Annotated in this window: 24 protein-coding genes; 13 read left to right on the plus strand and 11 right to left on the minus strand. The window is 64.3% G+C overall.

Annotation, left to right across the window (positions count from 1 at the left end):
* The first annotated feature begins 115 nt into the window (after positions 1–115).
* From GE253_RS03895 to GE253_RS03905, 3 genes are all read left to right on the plus strand, one after another.
* Positions 116–853 (plus strand): TerC family protein, encoded by a 738-nt coding sequence (locus GE253_RS03895; RefSeq protein WP_153202761.1) that lies wholly within the window; start codon positions 116–118, stop codon positions 851–853.
* 80 nt (positions 854–933) lie between these two features.
* Positions 934–1,302: a LysR family transcriptional regulator gene (locus GE253_RS03900; protein WP_153202762.1), complete on the plus strand. Its 369-nt coding sequence runs from the start codon at positions 934–936 to the stop codon at positions 1,300–1,302.
* Positions 1,303–1,321: 19 nt separating this feature from the next.
* The gene (locus GE253_RS03905) at positions 1,322–1,789 is read left to right on the plus strand and encodes a low molecular weight protein-tyrosine-phosphatase (protein ID WP_153202763.1); all 468 of its coding nucleotides are present in this window, start codon (positions 1,322–1,324) and stop codon (positions 1,787–1,789) included.
* A gap of 128 nt (positions 1,790–1,917) precedes the next feature.
* On the opposite strand, the gene GE253_RS03910 is transcribed toward GE253_RS03905, so the two are convergent.
* Together GE253_RS03910 and GE253_RS03915 are read right to left on the minus strand one after the other, a co-directional pair.
* Entirely contained in the window at positions 1,918–2,769 is an 852-nt protein-coding gene (locus GE253_RS03910; RefSeq protein WP_153202764.1) for a DUF4743 domain-containing protein, read from the minus strand.
* A 14-nt stretch (positions 2,770–2,783) separates the two neighbouring features.
* The gene (locus tag GE253_RS03915; RefSeq protein ID WP_153202765.1) at positions 2,784–4,040 is read right to left on the minus strand and encodes a TCR/Tet family MFS transporter; all 1,257 of its coding nucleotides are present in this window, start codon (positions 4,038–4,040) and stop codon (positions 2,784–2,786) included.
* Between the two features lie 122 nt (positions 4,041–4,162).
* Here GE253_RS03915 and GE253_RS03920 point away from each other — a divergent pair, with 122 nt between their 5' ends.
* From GE253_RS03920 to GE253_RS03945, 6 genes are all read left to right on the plus strand, one after another.
* Positions 4,163–4,354, plus strand: a complete 192-nt coding sequence (locus GE253_RS03920) for a twin transmembrane helix small protein (RefSeq protein ID WP_089285956.1) — start codon at positions 4,163–4,165, stop codon at positions 4,352–4,354.
* A 69-nt stretch (positions 4,355–4,423) separates the two neighbouring features.
* Positions 4,424–5,017 carry a cob(I)yrinic acid a,c-diamide adenosyltransferase gene (locus GE253_RS03925; protein WP_153202766.1) on the plus strand — a complete coding sequence of 198 codons (594 nt, stop codon included), beginning with the start codon at positions 4,424–4,426 and terminating at the stop codon, positions 5,015–5,017.
* A 379-nt stretch (positions 5,018–5,396) separates the two neighbouring features.
* Positions 5,397–6,146, plus strand: coding sequence for an electron transfer flavoprotein subunit beta/FixA family protein (locus tag GE253_RS03930; protein WP_153202767.1), 750 nt, complete (start codon positions 5,397–5,399; stop codon positions 6,144–6,146).
* A gap of 243 nt (positions 6,147–6,389) precedes the next feature.
* Positions 6,390–7,331, plus strand: a complete 942-nt coding sequence (locus GE253_RS03935) for an FAD-binding protein (protein WP_153202768.1) — start codon at positions 6,390–6,392, stop codon at positions 7,329–7,331.
* A gap of 144 nt (positions 7,332–7,475) precedes the next feature.
* Positions 7,476–8,348, plus strand: a complete 873-nt coding sequence (locus GE253_RS03940) for a 3-hydroxybutyryl-CoA dehydrogenase (protein WP_153202769.1) — start codon at positions 7,476–7,478, stop codon at positions 8,346–8,348.
* A 356-nt stretch (positions 8,349–8,704) separates the two neighbouring features.
* On the plus strand, positions 8,705–10,840 hold the full coding sequence (locus GE253_RS03945) for a TonB-dependent siderophore receptor (protein WP_153202770.1): 2,136 nt from the start codon (positions 8,705–8,707) through the stop codon (positions 10,838–10,840).
* Between the two features lie 126 nt (positions 10,841–10,966).
* On the opposite strand, the gene GE253_RS03950 is transcribed toward GE253_RS03945, so the two are convergent.
* The 5 genes from GE253_RS03950 to GE253_RS03970 are packed head-to-tail and all read right to left on the minus strand — an operon-like array spanning position 10,967 to position 14,514.
* The gene (locus GE253_RS03950) at positions 10,967–11,641 is read right to left on the minus strand and encodes a hypothetical protein (RefSeq protein ID WP_153202771.1); all 675 of its coding nucleotides are present in this window, start codon (positions 11,639–11,641) and stop codon (positions 10,967–10,969) included.
* Positions 11,642–11,658: 17 nt separating this feature from the next.
* The gene (locus GE253_RS03955) at positions 11,659–11,922 is read right to left on the minus strand and encodes a hypothetical protein (protein ID WP_153202772.1); all 264 of its coding nucleotides are present in this window, start codon (positions 11,920–11,922) and stop codon (positions 11,659–11,661) included.
* Positions 11,912–13,426: a portal protein gene (locus GE253_RS03960; RefSeq protein ID WP_153202773.1), complete on the minus strand. Its 1,515-nt coding sequence runs from the start codon at positions 13,424–13,426 to the stop codon at positions 11,912–11,914. Before GE253_RS03960 ends, GE253_RS03955 begins: the two co-directional genes overlap by 11 nt.
* A 3-nt stretch (positions 13,427–13,429) precedes the next feature.
* A complete protein-coding gene (locus GE253_RS26015; RefSeq protein ID WP_211101329.1) occupies positions 13,430–14,137 on the minus strand; it encodes a hypothetical protein in 708 nt (235 codons plus the stop codon).
* Positions 14,134–14,514 carry a hypothetical protein gene (locus tag GE253_RS03970; protein ID WP_153202774.1) on the minus strand — a complete coding sequence of 127 codons (381 nt, stop codon included), beginning with the start codon at positions 14,512–14,514 and terminating at the stop codon, positions 14,134–14,136. The genes GE253_RS26015 and GE253_RS03970 overlap by 4 nt, the downstream gene beginning before the upstream one ends.
* Positions 14,515–14,630: 116 nt before the next feature.
* Here GE253_RS03970 and GE253_RS03975 point away from each other — a divergent pair, with 116 nt between their 5' ends.
* Positions 14,631–15,278 (plus strand): helix-turn-helix transcriptional regulator, encoded by a 648-nt coding sequence (locus tag GE253_RS03975; RefSeq protein ID WP_153202775.1) that lies wholly within the window; start codon positions 14,631–14,633, stop codon positions 15,276–15,278.
* 157 nt (positions 15,279–15,435) lie between these two features.
* The gene (locus tag GE253_RS03980; RefSeq protein WP_153202776.1) at positions 15,436–15,735 is read left to right on the plus strand and encodes a hypothetical protein; all 300 of its coding nucleotides are present in this window, start codon (positions 15,436–15,438) and stop codon (positions 15,733–15,735) included.
* A 39-nt stretch (positions 15,736–15,774) separates the two neighbouring features.
* Here GE253_RS03980 and GE253_RS03985 read toward each other — a convergent pair whose 3' ends face one another.
* From GE253_RS03985 to GE253_RS03995, 3 genes are all read right to left on the minus strand, one after another.
* Positions 15,775–16,848, minus strand: coding sequence for a patatin-like phospholipase family protein (locus tag GE253_RS03985; RefSeq protein WP_153202777.1), 1,074 nt, complete (start codon positions 16,846–16,848; stop codon positions 15,775–15,777).
* A gap of 219 nt (positions 16,849–17,067) precedes the next feature.
* Complete coding sequence (locus GE253_RS03990; protein WP_153202778.1) at positions 17,068–17,727, minus strand: DUF882 domain-containing protein; 660 nt, start codon at positions 17,725–17,727, stop codon at positions 17,068–17,070.
* A gap of 203 nt (positions 17,728–17,930) precedes the next feature.
* Positions 17,931–19,703 (minus strand): L,D-transpeptidase family protein, encoded by a 1,773-nt coding sequence (locus GE253_RS03995; protein ID WP_211101330.1) that lies wholly within the window; start codon positions 19,701–19,703, stop codon positions 17,931–17,933.
* 397 nt (positions 19,704–20,100) lie between these two features.
* On the opposite strand from GE253_RS03995, the gene GE253_RS04000 reads away from it, so the two are divergent.
* Complete coding sequence (locus GE253_RS04000; RefSeq protein WP_153202780.1) at positions 20,101–21,039, plus strand: IS110 family transposase; 939 nt, start codon at positions 20,101–20,103, stop codon at positions 21,037–21,039.
* Between the two features lie 27 nt (positions 21,040–21,066).
* On the opposite strand, the gene GE253_RS04005 is transcribed toward GE253_RS04000, so the two are convergent.
* Positions 21,067–22,425, minus strand: a complete 1,359-nt coding sequence (locus GE253_RS04005; RefSeq protein ID WP_153202781.1) for a hypothetical protein — start codon at positions 22,423–22,425, stop codon at positions 21,067–21,069.
* Positions 22,426–22,562: 137 nt separating this feature from the next.
* On the opposite strand from GE253_RS04005, the gene GE253_RS04010 reads away from it, so the two are divergent.
* Positions 22,563–23,324 (plus strand): NAD-dependent deacylase, encoded by a 762-nt coding sequence (locus GE253_RS04010; protein WP_153202782.1) that lies wholly within the window; start codon positions 22,563–22,565, stop codon positions 23,322–23,324.
* The last annotated feature ends 75 nt before the right edge of the window (positions 23,325–23,399 follow it).

Raw genomic sequence — 23,399 nt, forward strand, 5'->3', positions numbered from 1 at the left:
GCCGAAAGGGCGCATTCGGCATTGCACAACGGAGCCCGCGACAAAATTGCGCATTATGCTAAGCTCCAGCACAACCAACCGCTTAATCCCCTCCCTATCCTTGGCAGGAAATATCATGTTCGAATGGTTGTCCGATCCCAACGCCTGGGCCAGCCTGTTGACGCTGACCGCGTTGGAGATCGTGCTGGGCATCGACAATATTATTTTCATCTCCATCATGGCCAACCGGCTGCCGGAACATCAGCAGGCCAAGGCGCGCCAGTTCGGTCTGGCGCTGGCCCTGATCAGCCGGTTGGCGCTGCTGGCCTCCATCGCCTGGATCGTCAAGCTGACCGACCCGATCTTTACCGTGTTCGATCTGGGCATTTCGGTCCGCGACCTGATCCTGCTCTTCGGCGGTCTGTTCCTGCTCTATAAGGGCACGGCGGAAATCCACCATACGATGGAAGGCCATGCCGAAGATGGTGGGCCGTCGCGGGCGGCGGCCACCTTTGGCGGCGTGATCATGCAGATCATGGTGCTGGATATCGTCTTCTCGCTGGACAGCGTGATTACCGCGGTCGGCATGGCCAGCCAATTGCCGGTGATGATCACCGCTGTCATCATTGCCGTGGGCGTGATGCTGTTCGCCGCCGGCCCCACCAGCCGTTTCGTGCAGAATCACCCGACGGTGAAGATGCTGGCGCTCAGCTTCCTGATCCTGGTCGGCGTGGCGCTGATCGCCGACGGGCTGCATTTCCACATTCCCAAGGGCTATCTCTACTTCGCCATCGCCTTCTCGGTGGCGGTGGAAATGCTCAATCTGGCAGCGTCCAAGCGCCGCCGGCGCAAGGAAGGAGCGGCGGGCCACTGACCCTTCGCCTATCCTGTGCTATGTGAAGGGGGCGGCGTCCGGCCGCCCCCTTTTCTTTGTCCCATCACCGCCGGTTCCCCATGCCGATCCGCCTTACCCTGCGTCTGGATTTCGCCAATGGTCACCGGCTGGGCCCCGGCAAGGTGCGGCTGCTGGAAGCGATTGACGAACATGGTTCCATCTCTGCCGCCGGGCGGGCGCTGGGCATGTCCTATCGCCGGGCCTGGCTGCTGCTGGATGAAATCAACCGCGCCTTCACCCAACCCGCCGTCGCTGGCCAGACCGGCGGCAGTGGCGGCGGCGGCACAGCACTGACCGATTGGGGGCGCGAACTGGTCACGCTTTATCGCGGGCTGGAGGCCAGCAGCACCGGGGCGGGGGTTGGTGGGCTGGAACGGATCGATGCCATGCTGAACCCGGCGGAAATCAACCTGAACCCTCAGAAATAACGTCACCGGTCACGATAAAATGATCAATATCCTGTTCGTTTGCACGGGCAATATCTGTCGCTCCCCCACCGCGGAGGGCGTGTTCCGCCATCTGGTGGACAGGGAAGGCCTGTCCGACCGGCTGTCGGTCGACAGTGCCGGCACCCATGCCTATCATGTGGGGGAAAGCCCGGATCATCGTTCCATCGCCGCCGCCGCCCGGCGCGGCTATGACCTGTCGGACCTGCGGGCGCGCGTGCTGGTACCAGCCGATTATGACCGGTTTGACCTGCTGCTGGCCATGGATCGCGGGCATCTGGAGATCATGCGGCGCAAGCAGCCGCCGGGATCGACGGCGCGGCTGGCCCTGTTCATGGCCGAAGCCCCACCACCTCTGACCAACCGCGACGTCCCCGACCCCTATTACGGGGAGGGCCGGCATTTCGGAGAGGTGCTGGATCTGGTGGAGGCCGGCAGTCGGGCCTGGATCAAGGCATTGCTTGATTAGCCGTAACCGGTCACGGAATTGTACGCTGTTGCCGTGATAAGAACCGGTCGGTTCTTATCACGGCCCTCAATCGCCGGCCGGCGCCGCCGTACCAAGTTGCGATGCGCAGAACTCATCACAACTTGGTTTTACCGCCGCAAACCCCGGCATAGATCCAGATATTCCGGATGGTCCGGCCCCAGCCAGCCATGGCGGACCAGGAAGTCGATCACCACCAGATTGACGTTGAATTTCCAGTCATCCGTCTGGGCGATGCTGGCAGCCACCTTCTCCAGCGGCCATAGCTCGAACCGCTCCACCTCCCCATCGGTATTGCGGGGGATGAAATCGGCCGGCAGTTCCAGATCATAGATGAACAGAACATCCGGCTTCAGGCCCTTTTTCTGTTCCATGACATAGGTGATGGCCCCCACCGGCCGGGCCTGCAGGGCCAGGTCTGGCGGCAGGTCGGCTTCCTCCCGTGCTTCCTTCAGCAGATTTTCCTGCAAGCTCAGGCCCAGCGGCTGGCCACCGGCGACCAGATTATCATATTGGCCCGGGGCCACGCCGCGATCCATGGCCCGCTTGCCGACCCACAGGTGAATGCCATCGGCCCGGCGGACAAAGCCGTTAATATGAACGCCATAGGCGGTGACACCGAAAAACGGGATGGCGGCACGGTCCATGGCCAGCAGCGGTGCCGTCCCCCAGCCCGTCTGCACCCCATACATTTCCCGGCGCAAGCGGGGGATGACCCCATCCACCACCAGATGTTTCAACACCGAACCGACAGCCTCGCTGCGCTGATCCGGCTGGTCCAGCGCAGGGGACAGGCCCACCCCCTCCCCCTCTGGTCGAAAAACATCAGGAAAGGACAGTAACCGATCACGAAATGCCGGGCGTATCCACCCAACCAGATGGCTTTCCACCCGAAAGGGGCGAAAACCCGCCATATCGTGACTGTTGCAGCGTTTGATATGGCGCAGGAAGCCGCTGGGCATGGTTCTGGCTTTTCTCAGGCTGTTTCGCCGGTGCGGGCGATGATGGGGGAGGGGGCGGCCCGCCGCAAGGCCCAGATGGCGATCAGCCCCGCCAGCAGCAGACAGCCCGCCCCAAAAAAGAAGGGGATGCCGGCCTTCAGGCTGTGGCTGCTCTCGCCCGCTGTGAACAGGCCGTACAGTTCCGCCCCGATCAGGGGGGCAAAGATGAAGGTCACGCTCTGCACGCTGGCAAAGGCACCCTGCACCGCCCCTTGTTCATTGGCCCCGACCGAGCGGGTCACCACGCTCTGAATCGCCGGCGAACTGATGCCGGCCAGGGCATGGATGAGGATGGCCCCCACGAACAGCGCCCCGCTGCCCGCCATGCCATAGCCCAGATAGGCCAAGGCCTCGACAGTCAGGCCCAGCAGGACTGTGCGCGCCTCTCCCAGTCGGCGAACGATGCGGCTGATCAAAACGCCCTGCACCACGGCCGTGGCAAGGCCCAAGGCGGCCAGGGACAGGCCGTTTTCCAGCTCCCCCCATTTGAACAGCTTGGTGGTGTACAGCACCCAGATGGTTTGCAGCATACCCATGGCCAGCACCGAACAGGTGCGCGTGGCCGCCAGCCCCAGCACGGCCGGGTGCTTGAACAGCGCCGCCAAGCTGCCCACCGGGTTGGCGCGGCGCCAGCTGAAGGGCCGGCGGTTGGCGGGGGCCAGCGATTCGGGCAGCACGAACAGGCCATAGAGGAAATTCAGCCCCGCCAGCCCGGCGGCCACCATGAAGGGCAGGCGCAGATGGATTTCCCCCAGCAACCCGCCCAGGGCCGGCCCGGCAATGAAGCCCAGCCCGAAGGCCGCCCCGACCAGCCCGAAATTCTTTGCCCGATTCTCGGCGGTGGAGATATCGGCAATATAGGCATTGGCGGCGGTGATATTGGCCGCTGTCACCCCGGCGATCAGCCGCGCCGCCAGCAGCCAAACCAGGCCGGGGGCAAAGACCATGAAGAGCTGGTCGATGGCGGCCCCGGCGACCGAGGCCAGGATGACCGGCCGCCGCCCAAACCGGTCAGACAAAGCCCCCAGCACCGGGGCGAAGAGGAATTGCATGATGGAGAAGCTGGCCACCATCATCCCCATCCACCAGGCGGCATGGGCATCATCGGCACTGAAATGCCGGACCAGCGATGGCACCACGGGAATGACCAGACCAAAGGTCAGCACATCCAGGAAGATGGTGACCAGAATGAAGGGAATGCCGGCCTGACGGGCAGGCTTTCTATGCGACATGGGGGGGCAATCCAGGCGGGCGAGGGTGCGCCTTGATAGCAGAGGCAGACCCAAGCCGCAGCCACCGCTTTTTTGGATTTTGGGCCTGTGCGCCAGCCTCTCGCCGCGCTATATCAGATCGCATGAGCGCGATACTTATCTTCCTCATGGTCCTGGCCATGATCGCCACCCTGGCCGTTCTGATCGTCGGCCTGTTCGGCATGGCGCGGGGCGGCGATTTCAACGCCAAATATGGCAACCGCCTGATGTGGTGGCGTGTGCGCCTGCAGGTGCTGGCGCTGGTTCTGTTCGCGCTGGTCTTCATCGCGTCTTGATCGGGGCTGCCCCGCCCTCTATCTCCTGCGGTAACAGTTCATTGGCAGTTCATTCCGGCGGGGTTTCCCATGGTCAGGCTGACGCGCATCTATACCCGTGGCGGGGACAAGGGCCAGACCTCGCTGGGCGATGGCAGCCGCGTGCCCAAACATGATCTGCGCGTGGTGGCCTATGGCACGGTGGATGAGGCCAATGCCGCCCTGGGCCTGGCCCGGCTGCATACTGGCGGGCGGCCCGATGAGGCGCTGCTGGTCGATGCCGATGCCATGCTGGGCCGTATCCAGAATGATCTGTTCGATCTGGGGGCCGATCTCTGTACCCCGGAACAGGAAAATCCGCCCTATCCGCCGCTGCGCATCATCGACCGGCAGGTCAACCGGTTGGAGGCGGAGATTGACCGCATGAATGAACAACTCTCCCCGCTGAACAGCTTCATCCTGCCCGGCGGCAGCCCGGCTGCCGCCTTCCTGCATCTCGGCCGCACCATCGTGCGCCGGGCCGAGCGGGAGATGACCGAATTGGCGCTGCATGAAGCGGTGGGGGCACCGGCGCTGAAATATATCAACCGCCTCTCCGACCATCTGTTCGTGCTGGGCCGCTATCTGAACGATAAGGGTGCTGGCGATGTGCTGTGGGTGCCGGGCTTGACGCGCGGGGAGTGAAGCCGCGATCGCAGTGCATTGCACCCTTGCATTTGAAACGGTTTTCGCTAATATCTTCCTATTACGTAAACGTAATGCACCGGCTGAAATGTTGCGATGCAACATGGTGGGCGGAATGGAAGGTGCGTAAGATGGCAGGGTTTGCCGGCCTGGACGGGATGCTTGTTGCTGGATTGGATATAAAATTACAATCTAGCAGCAATTGGCGCATTCTATTGACAGGTGCGTCGCAGCAATCCTATCTTTCGGCCCGTTTATACGGGCTGGACGGCAGGCGACAAATGCCCAATCTTATGCCCCCGAACATAAGGCTGAATGCCTGTTAAACGGCCGGGATGCCTGTCCTTCCCGGCCAGACATGAAGCAAGGGGATCGCCGAATGAAACTCCTGGTCGCCGTAAAGCGCGTTGTTGATTACAACGTGAAGGTCCGCGTGAAGCCCGACGAGAGCGGTGTCGAGCTGGCGAATGTAAAGATGTCGATGAACCCGTTCGACGAGATCGCGGTTGAAGAAGCGGTTCGTCTGAAGGAAGCCGGCAAGGCGACGGAGATCGTGGTTGTCTCCATCGGGCCGACGGCGGCGCAGGAAACCATCCGCACCGGTCTGGCCATGGGTGGCGATCGCGGCATTCTGGTGCAGACCGACGCAGAGGTGCAGCCGCTGGCCGTCGCCAAGCTGCTGAAGGCGGTGGTGGCCAAGGAAGCGCCCGACCTGGTGATCCTGGGCAAGCAGGCCATTGACGATGACGCCAACCAGACCGGTCAGGCGCTGGCGGCCCTGCTGGGCTGGGGCCAGGGGACGTTTGCATCCAAGGTGGCGCCGGCCGATGGCAAGGTTTCGGTAACGCGTGAGATCGATGGCGGCCTGGAGACGGTGGAACTGAAGCTGCCGGCGGTGGTGACCACCGACCTGCGCCTGAACGAGCCGCGCTATGCCTCCCTGCCCAACATCATGAAGGCGAAGAAGAAGCCGATCGAGGTGCTGGCGCCGGACGCGCTCGGCGTGGACATCACCCCGCGCCTGACCACGCTGAAAGTGACCGAACCGCCCAAGCGCAAGGGCGGCATCAAGGTCGCCAGCGTGGACGAGCTGGTTGCCAAGCTGCGCGATGACGCGCGCGTGATCTGAGCCTGCTGTAACGCCGACGGCTTTGTGGGCGGTTGTTTCTGGCTGTAGAGGGTTCCACCCCGGTTTTCAAAATCTCTCCCGTCACCCCGGCGCAGGCCGGGGTCCAGCTTCGTAGAGCGATGCGCCTGTGATTCTGGACCCCGGCCTTCGCCGGGGTGACGGTTGAGAGAGAGGGGGAACGAAAGCCCAAAAGGCCACGACTACCACCGCAAAGCCGCTCCCCCGATTGAGGAGACACCCATCATGAGCATTCTGGTAATCGCCGAACCCACGACCGGCGCTGTGAAAAAGCCGACGCTGACCGCCCTGGGGGCGGCGGCGAAAATCGGTGGTGAGACGCATGTGCTGGTGGCCGGCCAGGGCGTGGCCGATGCCGGTGCGGCCGCCGCCAAGGCGGCCGGTGTGGCCAAGGCGCTGGTGGCGGATGCCGCCGAATATGCCAACCCGCTGGCCGAGAACTTCGCCCCGCTGGTGGTGGCCGCCGTGAAGGCCGGTGGCTACGGCCATGTGCTGTTCCCCGCCACCACCTTCGGCAAGAATTTGGCCCCGCGCGTGGCGGCCCTGCTGGATGTGCAGCAGATCAGCGAGATCAGCGGCGTGGTGTCACCCGACACGTTCGAACGCCCGATCTATGCCGGCAATGCCATCGCCACGGTGAAGTCAACCGATGCCATCAAGGTGATCACCGTGCGCGGCACGGCGTTTGAGGCGGCGGCGGAGACCGGTGGCGCTGGCGTGGTGGAGGCCCTGGCCGCCACGGGTGATGCCGGCCTGTCCAGCTTTGTCGGCGCTGAACTGACCAAGTCGGAACGGCCGGAACTGACGGCGGCGCGGGTGATTGTCTCGGGCGGTCGCGGGATGCAGTCGGGCGAGAATTTCCCGCTGCTGGACGCGCTGGCCGACAAGCTGGGGGCGGCCGTGGGCGCCAGCCGCGCGGCGGTGGATGCCGGTTTCGTGCCCAACGACTATCAGGTCGGCCAGACCGGCAAGATCGTGGCCCCGGAACTCTATATCGCCGTCGGTATCTCCGGTGCCATCCAGCATCTGGCCGGCATGAAAGACAGCAAGGTCATCGTCGCCATCAACAAGGATGAAGAGGCGCCGATGTTCCAGGTGGCCGATTACGGCATCGTCGGCGATCTGTTCAAGATCGTCCCGGAACTGACCGCCGCACTGGCGAAGTAAAGGGCTGTGGCCGCTGCACCCGACCCCAAGGGGCAAGGTGCAGCGGCGCACTTACATATTGGACATTTGTCGCGGGGCCATATCGCCCCCATCCGTGGCAGAATAGCCGCCATAGGTTTCCAACCCGGCGCGGGGGAATAGGTGATGATCGAGAAAATTGGCGTTATCGGTGCGGGTCAGATGGGCAGCGGCATTGCGCAGGTCTGCGCCGTCGCAGGCCTGACGGTAAAGATATCCGATATCTCCGCCGATCAGTTGGCCAAGGCCGTGGCAGGCATCGGCAAGAATCTGGACCGGCAGGTGACCAAGGGTAAGCTGTCAGCAGAGGATAAGGATGCTGCCCTGGCCCGGATCGAAACCGGCACCAGCCACGCCATCTTCGCCGATAGCGATCTGGTGATCGAAGCGGCGACGGAGAGCGAGGATGTGAAGCGCCAGATCCTGAAGATGCTGGTGCCGAACCTGAAGCCCTCGGCCATCATCGCCACCAACACGTCCTCCATCTCCATCACCCGGCTGGCGGCTTCCACCGACCGGCCCGGCAAGTTCATGGGGATGCATTTCATGAACCCGGTGCCGGTGATGCAGCTGGTGGAGCTGATCCGCGGCATTGCCACCGATGATGATACGTTCCAGGCCATCAAGGCGCTGACGCTGAAGTTGGGCAAGACGGCGGCCATTGCCGAGGATTTCCCCGCCTTCATCGTCAACCGCATCCTGCTGCCGATGATCAACGAAGCCGTCTATACGCTCTATGAGGGTGTGGGATCGGTGGAGGCCATCGACACGGCCTTGAAGCTGGGCGCCAACCACCCGATGGGGCCGCTGGAACTGGCGGATTTCATCGGTCTGGATACCTGCCTGTCCATCATGCAGGTGCTGTACGAGGGCCTGGCGGACAGCAAGTATCGCCCCTGCCCGCTGCTGGTGAAATATGTTGAGGCTGGCTGGCTGGGCCGCAAGGTCGGGCGCGGCTTCTACGATTATTCCGGCCCCACCCCGCGCCCGACGCGGTAACGGTTCGGATCTCTCGGCGCCGCCCCTGCTGTAAGAGTCTGTCTGAAAATTTTTCCTTCTTTCTCAACATGTTAATGTTTTAATCCCGTCACCCCGGCGAAGGCCGGGGTCCAGTTTCGTAGAGCAAAGCGCCTATTATTCTGGACCCCGGCCTTCGCCGGGGTGACGGTAGCGTTTGAAGATAAGACGTGTAAGACGTTGAGATAACGTGAAACTTTCCGGACGGACTCTAAGGGGCGGCGCACCCTTCTTGAGAGGCCAGTGCATTTCAGACCTCTCACAGGCGCCATTAATAATGATTATTAGTTAAATTATCAATGCTCGCCATGGCATGTTGAACGCTGTGGGGGCTGGACATGAAGTGGAAGATCGCGTTGGTACTGGGCGGTGCCTTTGCCGCCTATGGCAATGTTGCGGGGGCGCAGCAGGCCCGCGACGGCGACAAGGTGGAAGAGATTGTCGTCATCGGCACCTACACAATGCCAGACAAGATCGACACGGCCACCGGCCTGGGGCTGACCATGCGGGAGACGCCGCAATCGGTCAGCATCATCACCGCACAGCGCATCCTTGACCAGAATCTGGTCAGCATCGCCGATGTGATCGACCGTGCCGCCGGCGTCTCGGCGCTGGAAACCGATGATGTCCGCAATGAATTCTATGCCCGTGGGTTTGAGATCCGGAACTATCAGGTTGATGGGGTGCCGCTGGCCTGGACGCTGGGCGGCGGCGCCGGGGAGACCATCGCCGATGTCTCCCTCTATGAGCGGGTGGAGATTGTGCGCGGCGCCACCGGCCTGCTGACCGGGGCCGGGGAGCCCTCGGCCTCCGTCAATCTGGTGCGCAAACATGCCGACAGCAAGGATTGGACGGGCTATGCCGCCGCCGGCTATGGCAGCTGGAACAGCTGGAACCTGTCGGGCGATATTGGCGGTGCCGTCAGCGAAAATGGCCGCGTGCGGGTGCGCGGCGTTGTCCGGTACGAGGAAGGGGAGAGCAATGTCGATCTCTATGAGAATCGCAAGCTGGCCCTTTATGGCACGGCCGATGTGGATGTGACGGAAGCAACATTGCTGCGCGTGGGGTTCAGCCGCCAGAAAGGGGAGCCAAACGCTCCCTCCTGGGGCGCTTTGCCTACCTTCTATGCCGATGGCACGCTGACCGACTGGCCACGCTCCAAAAGCGCCTCGGCAAGCTGGAGCTATTGGGACACGACGAACGAGAATCTGTTCGTCTCCCTGAAACATGAATTCAGTGACCGCTGGAGCCTGGTCGCCAATTACAACCGGATGCGCAATGCGGAGAAGAGCAAGCTGCTCTATCTCTCCGGCCTGGTCGACAAGGCGACGGGCGATATCCAGTTCAGCTATCCCTACAAGGATGACGGGCAGAGCATCCAGAACAGCTATGACGCCCAGCTCAAGGGGCAGGTGCCGCTGTTTGGCCGCGACCATGAACTGGTGCTGGGCGCGCTGCACAGCCAGCAGAAGCGCCATACCTATAGTTTCGCGGCTCTGAGCTATCCGCCGGGCAAGGATTTTGAACATTGGAACGGAGCGGCCTATCCCGATCCGGGTTTCAGCAATACCGCCAACCTGGATGTAAAGGAACAGACGGAGCAGACCGGCTATTACGGGGCGCTGCGCCTGAATATCAGCGATGATCTGAAGCTGATCGGCGGCGGCCGGCTGTCCACCTGGAAGAAGAAGGGCGTCAGCTATCAGGTGCAAGGCGACTACGGCGATAAGAATGTCTTCATCCCCTATGCCGGCGCCCTCTATGATCTGACGCCGCAGCACCGGGTCTATGCCAGCTTCACGGAGATTTTCCGGCCGCAGCCGGAACGGGACCGCACCCTGGCCCAGTTGGACCCGTTGCAGGGCCAATCCTATGAGATCGGCATGAAAAGCGCCTTCCTGGATGAGGCGCTGCAGACCTCCGTGGCCTTGTTCCGCATCGAGCAGGATAATCTGGCCGAGCCCGACATCATGCTGGTGCCGCCGGGCGGCGGCCTGCCGCAGCAGACCTACAAGGCCGCCAAAGGCACCGTCGGCCGCGGGTTTGAACTGGAGGCTTCCGGCCAGCCGCTGGAGGGCTGGAATATCAGCGTCGGCTACAGCCAGTTCATCGCCGAAAATGCCCAAGGGGTGGCGGTGATCACCAATCAGCCGCGCAAACTGTTCAAGCTGTTCACCACCTACCGGCTGTCGGGCGGGCTGGAGGCGCTGACGCTGGGTGGCGGCATCAATTATCGCAGCAGGGTCTATTCCGATGGCACCAACCCGGTGACCGGTCTGGCGCACCGGTTCCAGCAGGATGGCTATGTGCTGGTCGATCTGATGGCCCGCTATGCCCTGACCGAGGATGTGCAGCTCCAGCTCAATGTGGAGAACCTGTTCGACAAGACCTATTACAGCCAGACCGGTTTTTATTCGCAGTACCGTTACGGCAAGCCACGTAACTATACGGTCAGCGCCACTTATCGGTTCTGATACCAATCTCCCTCAGGCGCCGGGCGGCGGCATCCGCCGCCTTGGCTCACGCGGGCACGCGCCCGCGGGCCAGCAGTCGCGGGCCTCCACGGGTCATGGACATGACCCGTGGTTTGGGGGTTGGCATCACCCCGCATAGAGCCGGCGGAACCCTTCCGTCACCTGGGCGATGAAGGCGGGGTCGCGTTCGCGCCAGTAACGCGGATCGGCGACCATGCGGTTCAGGGTGGTGCTGTCGATGCCGGCGCTGCCGCTGCCATCGCGCAGCAATTTGGGTTCCGCCCCGCCATCGCGCATCATCCGGTGCAGGGCCTTTACCCCGTCCGCCGTGGCGGCCAGGGCCTGCAGCAGGGCGGGTGGCAGGTTGCGTTCGGCCCAGGCGCGGATCTGGCCTGCCTGTTCCTGCCATTGCTCGGCCCCGCCAAAATGGCCCAGCAGCTGCTGCATCTCCCGTTCGGCCTGGAATTCCCCGACCATGTCGCCCAGCAGCGGCAGCATCCGTTCCGCCGCCAGATCATAGAGCAGCTGGGCCTGCTGCTTGCTGAAACCGGCGCCATGCAGGCGTTGGTTGATGGCGGGATCGGGCTGGAACAGGCCATGGGCGCAGTCGATGCAATAATCCTCCGGCGTGTCCGGCCGATCGGGCGCGGGGCCGACCCCGGCGGACAGGCGCTTTTCCAGCGCCAGATAGGATTTCAGCAAGGCATCCACGCGGATGGTACCCGTCGCCTCATCCCAGAATTTGGCCGGCACCTGTTCCGGGCGCGGCGGGAGGACGGGGGTCTCGATGGTGTTTTCCATGGGATAATCTCTCTGGTTCAGGGGGAAAGGGGATTGCGGGCACCGCGCCGGGCCAGCGCTTCCAGCGACAGCACCAGGGCGCGCTGGCCCTCCAGATGGCGCAGGCGGGCCTCACTGGCCTCTGGCCCCAGGGCCACGGCTTGGGTCAGGCGGCGCAGATGGGTCAGCAGCAACTGGCCATCCGGGCTGGCGAACAGCCGGGCACAGGCTTTTTCCAGGCTGGCCATGGGGGTGGGGGCCGGGTTCTCCCCCGGCCAGGGCCAATCATGCTCAGGCATCATGCATCTCCGGGTTTGGTGCCGGTTCGGGCGGTGAGTTTGTGCGCAACAGGCCCGGCGGCACCCCGGCGGCATCGGCCAGAAAGCGGGCACAGGCGGCCAGATCGGCGGTGGCCAGGGCATCGGCCCCCAAGGCGTTGATGCTTTCCAGCCAGCGCAGGGTGACCTCTGCGTCGCGCTGGGCCTGGGCGCGGGCCAGGGGAGAGAGGATGCGGATAGAGACAGTGCGCCCATCCACGGCAATATCGGGCACCAGCCCGCGCCGCCGCAGAATGGCCAGACAGCGCCGCACCAGCGGTACCAGCAGTTCCGATTGCAGCCGGCCGAAGGTGGCCCCCAGCAGACGGGTCATCTCCGCACTGCGCTCCAGCACCTCCGTCGCCGTCATACGGGGAGAGTTGAGCGGGGCCAGCCGGTCGGCCAACAGGGCATGGCGGATGCGGGCGCGCAGATCATCCAGCACCAACTGGCTGATGTCGAACCGGCCGGGGCTGGCCAGCGGCGTCAACCCGGCCGACCCCACCGCCTTGGGAATGATGGCACCGGGCACCAGCCGCACGGCCGCCGGATTCAACACCCCGTCATCATCCGCCTGCCAGATGCCGGTGACGGCGATGCTGGCATTTTTCAGCACCAGCTCCACCACCTTGTTGGCGGTCTTGATATCGGGCAGGGCCTTCATCACCGGGCCGCGGCCATAGGTTTCGCCGGGTGCCTTCAGCCAACGGAAGGCGATGAAGGGCATGTCGGTGAAATGGCCGTCGGACAGCAGCAGCGGCCCGTCATCGCCCTCCATCACCACCCGCCAGCGCCAGCCGCCGGCGGCATCCGGCTCCACCAGTTCCACGCAGGTGAAACGGCGTTGCGGGTTTTCCAAGCCGGCTTGCCGCAGCCATGCGGGCAGGGCATCGGGGCCGAAGCGGCTGATCAGCCCGTCCAGCGTCAGCGGTACCTGGCGGAACAGCCGGTCCAGCCGCCCCTCCTCCCCCTCCTCCAACGCCAGATCGCACAGCGGCACGGCGGTGAAGCGCAGCGCAGCGGGGGTACCCGGCGGGGCTTCTTCCACCAACAGGCAGCCGGTGCCGCCGGTCACCACATCCAGAAAGGCCTGATGTGCCTCCACCGCAAAGTTGGAGCGGTCGATCTGGCCCTGCAGGCCGGCGGTCATCTGGTCCAGCAGCGGGGCGATGCGGTCGCGCAGGCCGGCATCCAGCGCCGGGCCGGGTTCCAGACCGGCCCAACGGGACCAGGGCGGCGTCAATTGACCCAGCAGGGCGGCGGCCAACTGGTCCACCGCATCGGCGGCGGTGCCATCAAACAGCCGTTCCCCCCGGCGTTGGCCGGGGCTGGCCCCCTGGCTGAAGGCGGCGCTGTGCGGCAGGGCATGGTCATAGCAATCCCGCCACAGGCTTTCCCAGCCCGCACGGCGTTCCAACGCGCGGGCATGGCGGTCCAGCAGGATCCGCGCCACCAGGGCCGGACCCGCTTCCTTTTCATCCAGGTGCATGGGTCATTCCCCCAGCAGGTTCTTGCGGGCGGGGCCCAGGCCGCTGGGCAGCAGAAGGCCACGCCAGCCGGTGACAATGGTGCCCGCCCGCCCGGCGCTGCGTCGCAGCAGGCTGGTTTCTGCCGCCGTCGGCCCCGCTTCCGCCCCTGTGGGGCCTGGATTGGCGGGGGTCGGGGCGGCGGGCTGCAGCGGGGCGGGGCTGGTGGGCAGGGTGACGGGGGCAGGCGTGGCGGCAGATTTGCCGGAAGAGACGATTCGGGCCATTTCCATGCTCCGGGACAGGGGGCGGGGCGGCAGCCAGCCGCCCAGATGGCGGTAAAGCTGATAGGGGGTCAGCACCCAGGGTGCGCGCAGGCCCAGCAGGCGTTTCACCACCTCCACACAGGTGAAGGGGGCAAGCGGCGGGAACCAGGGGATGGCGTGCCGTTGCGGCAGGGGTACTGGGAAAAAATTCAGGGTGATCAGCCCCTGGCGGCGGAACCAGTCGGCCAGCTCCGCCGCGGGGCAGGGCGGGTGCCGGGCCAGTTCCATCCGGTCGATCAGCGGGTCGGCGCTGATCCAGCCACCCGGTTCCGGCCCCGCAGCCGGGATGGGCAGCAGGGCGAAGACATGCCGGAATCCCGGCCGCAACAGGCGCAGCAAGGGCAGTTCGCTGTCGCCGCAGAACACTACCAGGGCGGGTATCGCGGGTGGGAACGGTGGGGCGGTCATAAGATGATGCCTTTGTCGCGCAGGATCGGTTCCATCCGACCCAGCGCCTCTTGCCACAACAGCCAGTCGGCGGTCTCTTGTGCCCGGTCACGTTCTGGGGCCAGCATTTGCCGGCCGTAGCGGGCCAGCACCTGTACATGCTCATGCCGCAGCCGACCCTGCCGGTAGAGCCGTTCCACCACCTTCAGGATGTCCCCCGGTTCACAGGGGCGGGGCAGCAGCGCCTGGCCGGCGCGCACCCGTGCGCCCTCCAGCAGGGCCTTATGGGCCTGCATGGTCCAAAACCAGACCTCTGTCACGTCGGTGAAGGGGATGATATGCGGTAGAGCATCGTTCAGCCGACGATGCCGAGCGGCGGGGGAGGAGGCAAGGGTCATATCGTCACCTGATTTAAGGAATTTTATCCTCTAATCTCATTGGATGATCTTGTCGTCAAGAAAAATATGAAGATCATCCTAGGGACGACGGCGGCGGATTATGGGATATTTCTCCCATGCTCAAGCATTCAGACATATGGCAGGCCATTGACCAGTTGGCACAACGGCACGGCCTTTCGGCGTCCGGGCTGGCTAAGCGTGGCGGTCTGGACCCGACAACCTTCAACAAGTCCAAGCGCACGACGCCGGATGGCAAGCTGCGCTGGCCGTCGACGGAAAGCATCGCCAAGGTTCTGGAAGCCACAGGCAGCAGCTTCACCGATTTTGTCGGGATGGCCGACAATGCCGGCGCGTCTGGCACGCTGCCGGCGCCGGTGCTGCGGCGCATCCCGGTGATCGGTTATGCCCAGGCAGGCAACCAGGGTTATTTCGATGATGCCGGCTATCCGGTCGGCAATGGTTGGGACGAGCTGGAATTCCCCCATGTCGCCGATGAACGGGCCTATGCGCTGGAAATTTCCGGCGACAGCATGGAGCCGGTCTATCGGGACGGCGATATCATCATCATCTCCCCGGCTGAAACGCTGCGGCGCGGCGACCGAGTGGTGGTGCGCACGCGGGAGGGGGAGGTGATGGCGAAGCAGTTGCTGCGCCAGACCGCCAACCGCATCGATCTGGTATCCCTGAACAAGGCGCATCCTGACCGCAGCCTGGCCATGGGTGAGGTTGCCTGGATCGCCCGTATCATCTGGGCTAGTCAATAATGTTCGGCTGAATGCACACAGAGGTAGGTATTCTGCAATCAGATCGGAAAGTCCTAGGATAAAAATCCTTTACAATCGGTCTCGTCCCCGGTAAGCCTGTTCATGTCGGTACTGACATGAACAGATGGGGGATGCCATGTCGCCTGGATGCTCGCAGATGGTTGATCTGCTGGGGGATTTGCACTGTCGCTATGATGGTGCCCCCCCATGGCGGGCCCGGCAGGAGATGGTGGCCGGCGGGCCCGCCCTGCTGGAAACCATCAGGGCGGATGCCCGGCAGCGTCTGTTGAGGGATCAATGTGCCAAGGCGCGTCTGGCGGTGGCGCGCCGGCGTGCCATGTTGACGGGACGTCACTGTCGGCGCGACCGCTGGCTGGCCCGGCTGGTGGCTGATCTGGCCCGGGTGCGGGCCGATGCTGTGGGGGGCGGGGCCCTTGCCGACAGCCATGGATCATGAACGGGTACTTGCCTGTTCCCCCGGCACCGGGCACCGCCTTCATGCTGTCTTGCTTAACCCTTCCAGCCGGTCCGCCGCATTTCCTTTGGCCAGCATGTCCGCCCAGGCATCGACCAGCCGGTCGGTTTCCGCTACGACGTGGCGCCAATATCGCTGGCGCTCTGCCGTGGGCAGGCGGGTGAAATCGCCCCGGTCGGGGATTTTGCCGTAAGGCAGACGGCCGATGAAATCATCCGATGGGCAGATCAACAGGGTGCGGGACAGGTTGGCGGCACCCGGCCGGCGCCAGCGCAATGCCTTGTCGAACCAGCCGGGCACCAGCCGTGCCCCAAAATGCGGGTAGAGCACCAGCCCCGGCGCCGTCCAGGCGATATCCAGATGGTAATCGATGATGCCGCCATCCAGATAAAGCCCCGGCTTGGCCCCCGCCAGATCGGCTACCCCGTCAAAGACAAAGGGGACGGCGGACGAAGCCAGCAGCCCCGGCAGCAGATTGTCCGCCGTCAAGGCCACCGCCTGGGTGGGGAAGGGTGTGGTCAGGCTGAAAGGCGGCGGGCTGCGCCGGTCATGCAGAACGGTGCGCTCAAAGAACAGGCCCAGTGCCTGCCGGCTGACGGCATTGGCCAGCCCTGCTGCCCCCAGCCCCAGGCCCATTCCCAGCCGGCTGCCGGGTTGCACCGGCCCCCGCCCGCGCACGGCCAGGATGGACGCCCGCATGAACGGATGGCTCAGCATGGCCGCCACCCCATCAGGGCCGAAGATAGTGGAGAGGAATTGCCGGCAATGGTCCGTCAGTTCGGCTGCGGTGATCGGCGACTCCACCGCATAATCCAGATAGGCCTGTTCGAAACGCTTGCAGGCGGCCACCGGATCTGGCTGGGCCAGGCAAGCAAAGCGCCAAGTGCCGATGGAACTGCCCACCATATGCAGCGGTCTGGAACGTTCCTGAAACCAATGGCCGAACAAGGCCTGATCCAGCCGGGTCAGCGCCAGCCATTTCGCGCCGCCCGACGCGCCAGCCACGATATCGAACAGATCCTCATGCAACCCCTCGTTCCGGATGCGGGCGGCGGCTTGCGGGCCGGCGATCAGGCGAAGCGGGGAAGGCGGCATGGTGGTGGGTCCGGTCTCTACCTCAAGGGAATGGGCACCCGTTACGATAATGGTATCGGTTTTCTACAGAACAGATCGACCAACCACGGCTCGCCGTGGTTGGGTAAAATGGCGGAGTGATGATGGCAGAGGGTAATTATTATTCCGCCAGCCTGCTGCTGGCCGCCCGGGCCCGACGGGAACAGGGCGGTCCGTAATAAGCCGGATCAGCCGCCGCGCTCAGGCGCCCCAATGGCGGACGCGGCCGGTATCCACATGCACGAAGCTGGACTTGCTGTAGATGCCCACACCGCCCAGCTTCAGATCGACCGCCGCCTGACGGATACGGGTAAGCTGGCGGCTGGGCAGATCGATATCGATCGCCTTGCCTTCCATATGCAGGCTCTTGGTCGCCACCCCTTCGGTCTTGGCCGCCAGCATGGCGTTGGTCTTGGGGCAACGATAGCCGGAGATGACCTGGAACGGTTCGTCCGTGCGCAGGCGCTGGCGCAGCTGGAACAGCAGGTCCAGCAGCTTGGGGTCCATGCGGCCCTTTTCGCCGGTGCGCCAGTCGCGCAGCATCTCATTCACGTCCGCCAGGGCCGTGGGCAGGTAACGCCCGTCAGCGAAATAGGTGACGCGCAGCTTTTCCCTTGTATGGGGAGAGACAAAGGAGACGACGCGGCGGGTGGCGCCCAGCGGGGCGGCGGCGGCCCGGTCGGTGATGATGGTCGGCAGCGCAATGGCGGCACCCGCCGCCATCATAAAGCCACCAAGGGAGCGCAGAAATCCCCGACGGGAAGCCTCCGGCAAGGGGGAACTGGTGTCACATGAAAGAGACGAATCGCGTCCGACAAGATTATTGACGCCCAGATCGGTCGTGTTCGGCCGTTCCACCATGCCCTTCGCCCTTTCCCGATCTCTCAGGCCCCCTGCAACCGTGGCGCTGGGGACACTCCCTTGTCACAAACAAAGCGTTTACCCCGCGCCAATCGCGGGGCACGAATGCAGTGATGGCAGATCGAGGCAGGGGAGGCAAGCAACAAATTGCCCCAGGGATTAATCCTTCTGAAATCGGGAACAAAACGTAAAATCAAGCACAATCAAGGGGTAACGCTACCCATTCCGCTGACGGCGGGCGCGGGGTTCAGGCCGGGTGCCGGATTGGCCGGCTGTTGGGGCGCGGAAGCCGGTGCCGTGCGGGCCTCTGCCTCCACCGCATCCAGCTTCACCCGGCTGGCCCGCATGGCGGCGGCCAGCTTGCGGTCGCGGCCATAGATGTCGGAGCGGAAATCCACCGTGCCATCATCCTCCACAAAGGCGGTGACATAGGTGATGTGGATGGGAATCGGCTGTTTCAGCCGCACGATGGTGCGTTCCCCGGTCTCCAGCGCGGCATCCAGCTTGGCCCGGTCCCAATTGGTGGTGTTGGTCAGGCGCAGGATGGTCTCCGCCACATCGAACGGATGCTCCACCCGGATGCAGCCATGGCTGAAGCTGCGGTTCGCCCGGTTGAACAGGCCCTTGGACGGCGTGTCATGCAGATAGATGTCGAACTCATTGGGGAACATCATCTTGATGCGGCCCAGGCTGTTCTTGTCGCCCGGCTTCTGCCGCACGCGATAGGGCAGACCCCTCATATGGGCCCAGTCCAGGGTGGCGGGATCAACCGCCACGGCCCCTTCCGTCCCATTGGCCAATAATTCGTAATCATGCTTGGCCAGATAGGAGGGGTCTTTCCTGGCCTTGGGGAAAATCTCATCCCGCACGATCTTGGCGGGTACATGCCAATAGGGATTGACCTCCAGATAGCTCATATTGCGGGAGAAGACGGGCGTGCGTGTGCTGGTGGTGCCCACCACCACACGGGCCGAATGCACCACCTTGTCATGTTCAAAGATGGACAGGCCGAAGGCGGCCAGATTGACCAGGATGTAATTCGGCCCCAGATCGCGCGGCATCCAGCGCCAGCGCTCCAGATTCATCATGATCTGGGCGGCGCGTTGATCGGCCGGCACATTGAGCGCCAGTACCGTCTGCTTGCCCAGCACGCCATCGGGTTCCAGCCCGTGGCGGCGCTGGAACAGTTTCAGCGCCTGCACCGTCGCCTCGTCGAACAAGGCCGGGTCTTCCGGCACCGGGGCATCGGCGGCCAGCTCCCCGGTGACGCGCAGCCGGTCGCGCAGGGGTGGCAGCCGTTCGGCATCGCTCTCCCCTGGTTTCAGGGAGACCCCTACCGCCGGCACCGGCTTCCAGCCACCAGCGGCCGCCAGGGCGCGATACTGGGCCAGTGCTGTGCGCAGGCGGGCATATTCCGGGCGGGAGGGGGCCAGCGGCAGCAGCACGCCGGCCGGATCGGGATTATCCGCCAGCTTCGTCAGCAGCAACTGGCCGTCAATCTCCCGCTTATCCATATAGAGTTCGGTATCCACCTCGCTCGGCTCCAGTCGGCCGGTGGCCAGATCGCGGCCGAAATCCAGGGCGCCATGCGACAGCAGCACTTCCAGTTCGGCCTGGGCATCGGGGCTGTCGCCCCGTTCCATCAGGGTCTGGATGCGGGCAACGCCATAATGGCGCGAATCCAGCCCATCGGCATCGGCCCCCTGCAACAGGGCCAGCAGGGCGGAGGCGCGCGGCGTGGGATGACCATCCACCACCCAGAGCGGCGCCAGCTTGCGCCCCTCATAAAAGCGGCCCAGGATTTGTAGATCCTGGCCGTCACGGTCGGTCTTGGGTGTGCCGACACCGCCCACCAGCCGCTGCTGCAGGGCCTGGCCGAAATCCCGTGCCGGGGCTGCAACCGCATCGGCCAGCGGTGCCAGCAACAGCAGACCCGCGATCAGGCCCGCCCGCATATTGGTGGAAGAAACCAGCACCGCCCCCGCTCCCGTTTGATTGCACATACCCTTATCAACGAAGCTATGCCGCAAAAGGGCAGTGCCGTCGCCCGTTTAAAAGATCAGGACAACATGGCGTTTTGGTGATGGGGGGCCAGATATGCGGGGGCCGCAGGGGATTTGCCATCCCCTGCGGCTGGTCGCCGGCTCAGCACCACGTGGCGCGCAAACCAAGGGCGCGGACGCGCCCGCCCGGCGCCTCGTGTCTTGAAATTAGGTTATGGTCTTTGTGTCCGTCAGGATGAGCACGGGGACCGTCGGCGTTTTGGGCTAAAAGCCCGTCCCTCAGCCTGGTTCCCGTGCCGCCCCATCTCGTAAGCCCGAACAGTTGTCAGGTGCCCGACACCGAACTCACGAGAAAGGGACGCGGAGGATCATGGATACCACGTTTATTGGTCTGGACGTAGGCAAAGCCAGCCTCGACGTCTTCATTTCCGGCCGTAACAAAACCGAGACCGTCAGCAACACGCCGTCTGGTCTTGCCACGTTGGCCCGCCGTCTCAGCAGCCTGCCAAACCCTCATGTCATCCTGGAAGCTACGGGTGGGTATGAGCGGCTGGCCCATGAGTTGCTGACCCAGGCTGGCATTGCTGTTTCCATCGTCAACCCGGCCCAGGTTCGCCAGATGGCCCGTGGCATGGGGCGCAAGGCCAAAACGGATGCGATTGATGCCGCTGTTCTGGCCGAGTTCGGCCGGATCAGGTGTTCGGACCCAACGCCGCTGCCCTGTGAGGAGCAGCGCCGCCTGGAAGAACTTCTCACCTATCGCCGCCAGTTGATCGATGAACGGGTGCGTCTGAACAATCAGATCCCGCATTTCCGCGATCCGATGGTCAAGGCATCCGCCGCAGAACGGTTCGACGCCATTCTCGCCGATATCGTCAGGATCGAGAAGGCCATGCAGGAAATCGTCCAGCAGACGCCCCACCTGCAAGCTCTCTATGCTCTCATCACCAGCGTTCCAGGTATCGGCCCAATCTCCGCCTTTACCTTGATCGCCCAACTCCCCGAACTCGGCAAACTCACCCGCAAGCAGATCGCTGCCCTGGTCGGCGTCGCCCCCTTCAACCGAGACAGCGGCAAATTCAAGGGGCATCGATCCATCAGGGGCGGAAGGCCACAGGTCAGAACCGTCCTCTACATGGCCGCTCTCGTCGCCATGACACATAACAAGTCATTCAAAGAATTCAGAGATTCCCTCGTCTCCAGGGGAAAGCCCAAAAAACTCGCCATCATCGCTTGTGTCCGCAAACTCGTCACTGTCCTCAATGCCATCATCAGGGACACTAAACCATGGCAAGCCAAATCCGCCTGAAAAGACAGTTGCTGAGGGAGATTAAAATTACAGCGCCGAGGGCCGCAGCGTCGGTTCCGGCCGGGTGAGGCCGTGGGCGCGCATCAGGGCGTAAAGCCGCTCCGTCGCCCAGGGGCGGATCAGCGGTTGCACCCAGGCCAGGCCGGGGTTGAAATCCCGTGCCTCGGCCAGCAGGGTGGCGGCCTGCTTCTCCTCCCCCTGATCCAGCGCCAGCAGGGCGGCGGCGGTCAGGGCTATCGGCTCCCGCCCCAAGGCCAGCCCTTCTTCCAGCGCCCGTTTGGCGGCCGCGGCCTCTCCGCGGGCCGCCAGCAACAGGGCCCGGTTGGCATGGGTCAGGCCCAGATGCGGGCGGGCAGTCACGGCAAGATCATGCGCCGTGGCCGCCCCCGCCAGATCGCCCGCCGCCTGCCGCGCCAGCCCCAGATGGCTGGCGCATTGCGCGACCAGCAGCGTGTCCTGCGTCTCCCGCGCAAGATCCAGCGCCTGTTCCAGCCGCTCCACCGCCAGGGCCAGGGGCCGTCCCATCAGGGAAAGCTGCCCGCAGGTAAAGCGAATCCAGCCATCATGTGGATGGGCCAGCGCCGCCGGCTCAATCACCGCCAGCCCGTCCGCCACCCGGTCGGTGAACATCAGGGCACGGGCATGGCCGAACAGGGCGGCACTGTTGGCCGGGTCCAGCATGGCGGCCCAGCGGTGGCAAATCAGCCCTTCGGTAAAGCCCAGCCGCAGCATCAGCCGCTGCGCCAACTGGGTGTAAAGCTGCGACAGGCCGGCATCATCGGGCGGCGGCGGATCATCCACATCCGCCATTTCCATGGAGGCCAGCAGCATATCGGCTGTCAGGTTGCGCTCGCCCAGCGCCAGCGCCGCCTGGGCCAGCCGCACCACCGCCCCCGCCTCACCGGCGCGCAGTTCGGGAATGCCGACAGGAACGGGGCCGATCTCCGCCAGCAGGGCGGCAGCGGCGTCCCCCTGTCCGGCCAGACAATGCCAACGGGCGCGGGCCAGTCGCACCGCCCGCTGGGGCGCCAGATCGGGCAGCATGGCCAGCAGTTGGTCGATCACCGGCTGATCTTCGGCCCGCGACAGCCGGGCCAGCAGCCTTGCCAGCCCCCGCGTGGCCGTCAGCCCATCGACATCGCCGCCGGGATCGCCGCCCAGCAGGGCCGGCAGGATAAACAGGGCGAAGCGCGCCTCAGCGCTGGTCGGTTCCAGCCCGACGGCACTTTCATACATGCGCAGGGCGGCCGGGAATTCCCCCCGCCCGGTCAGCGCCGCCCCCATTTCCACCTGATAATTATAGAAGGTGGAACGGCGGATATTCTGCCGCCAACGTTCAATGGCGGCTTCGTCCAGGGGGGCGGTGTGGTTCTGGGGCTGGGTCATCGGCCTGTCGGGCGGGTGGCAAGGTCAAGGATACGGATCGTACCATGCCGGCAGGGCAACGTCGCCCGCTTGTGACGCCACGGCAAAGCGCATAGCCTGTGAGGCCAGAGAGAAACAGGCAGCAAGACCAAAACCCGATGCTTCCCGATCCCGTCACCGCCCTTCTGCGCCGCCTGCGGGCCGACGCTGCCATCACCATCCTGACCGGGGCCGGCATCAGCCGGGAATCCGGGCTGCATACGTTCCGCGATGCCGATGGTGTCTGGGCGCAGGTGCGGCTGGAGGATGTGGCAACGCCGCAGGCCTTCGCCCGCGATCCGGAGACGGTGCAGGGTTTCTATAATGCCCGCCGGCGCAGCGTGCTGGACCCGGCGGTGCAGCCCAATGCCGCCCATCATGCGCTGGCGCGGCTGGAACAGTTCTGGCCGGGGCCGGTGCTGCTGGTGACGCAGAATGTCGATGATCTGCATGACCGTGCCGGGTCGCGCCACCTGATCCATATGCATGGCGAATTGCTGAAAATCCGCTGCGAAAGCTGTGGCCTGCTGATGGACTGGACCCGCGACCTGCATACGGGGGAGGCCTGCCCGCAATGTGCCGGGGTGGGCACGCTGCGCCCGCATATTGTCTGGTTCGGGGAAATGCCGCTGGCCATGGATGCCATCGGGGAGGCGCTGGACGCCACCGACCTGTTCATCTCCATCGGCACATCGGGCAATGTCTATCCGGCGGCGGGCTTCGTCTCCCAGGCACGGGCGGCCGGGGCCGCCACGCTGGAGGTGAACCTGGAAGAAACCGAGGGGGCGGGCCTGTTTCATGCCGGGCTCTATGGCCCGGCCACTGCTACCGTGCCTGCCCTGGTCGATGCCCTGCTGGAATGCGCCGGTGTCCGCTGTTGAGGCCGGTGCCGCTTAGAGTCTGTCCAAGAACTTTCACTTCTTTTCCAATCTCTCCACCGTCATTCCCGCGAAGGC

The sequence above is a fragment of the Niveispirillum sp. SYP-B3756 genome (assembly GCF_009495745.1).
Taxonomy (GTDB): Bacteria; Pseudomonadota; Alphaproteobacteria; order Azospirillales; family Azospirillaceae; genus Niveispirillum.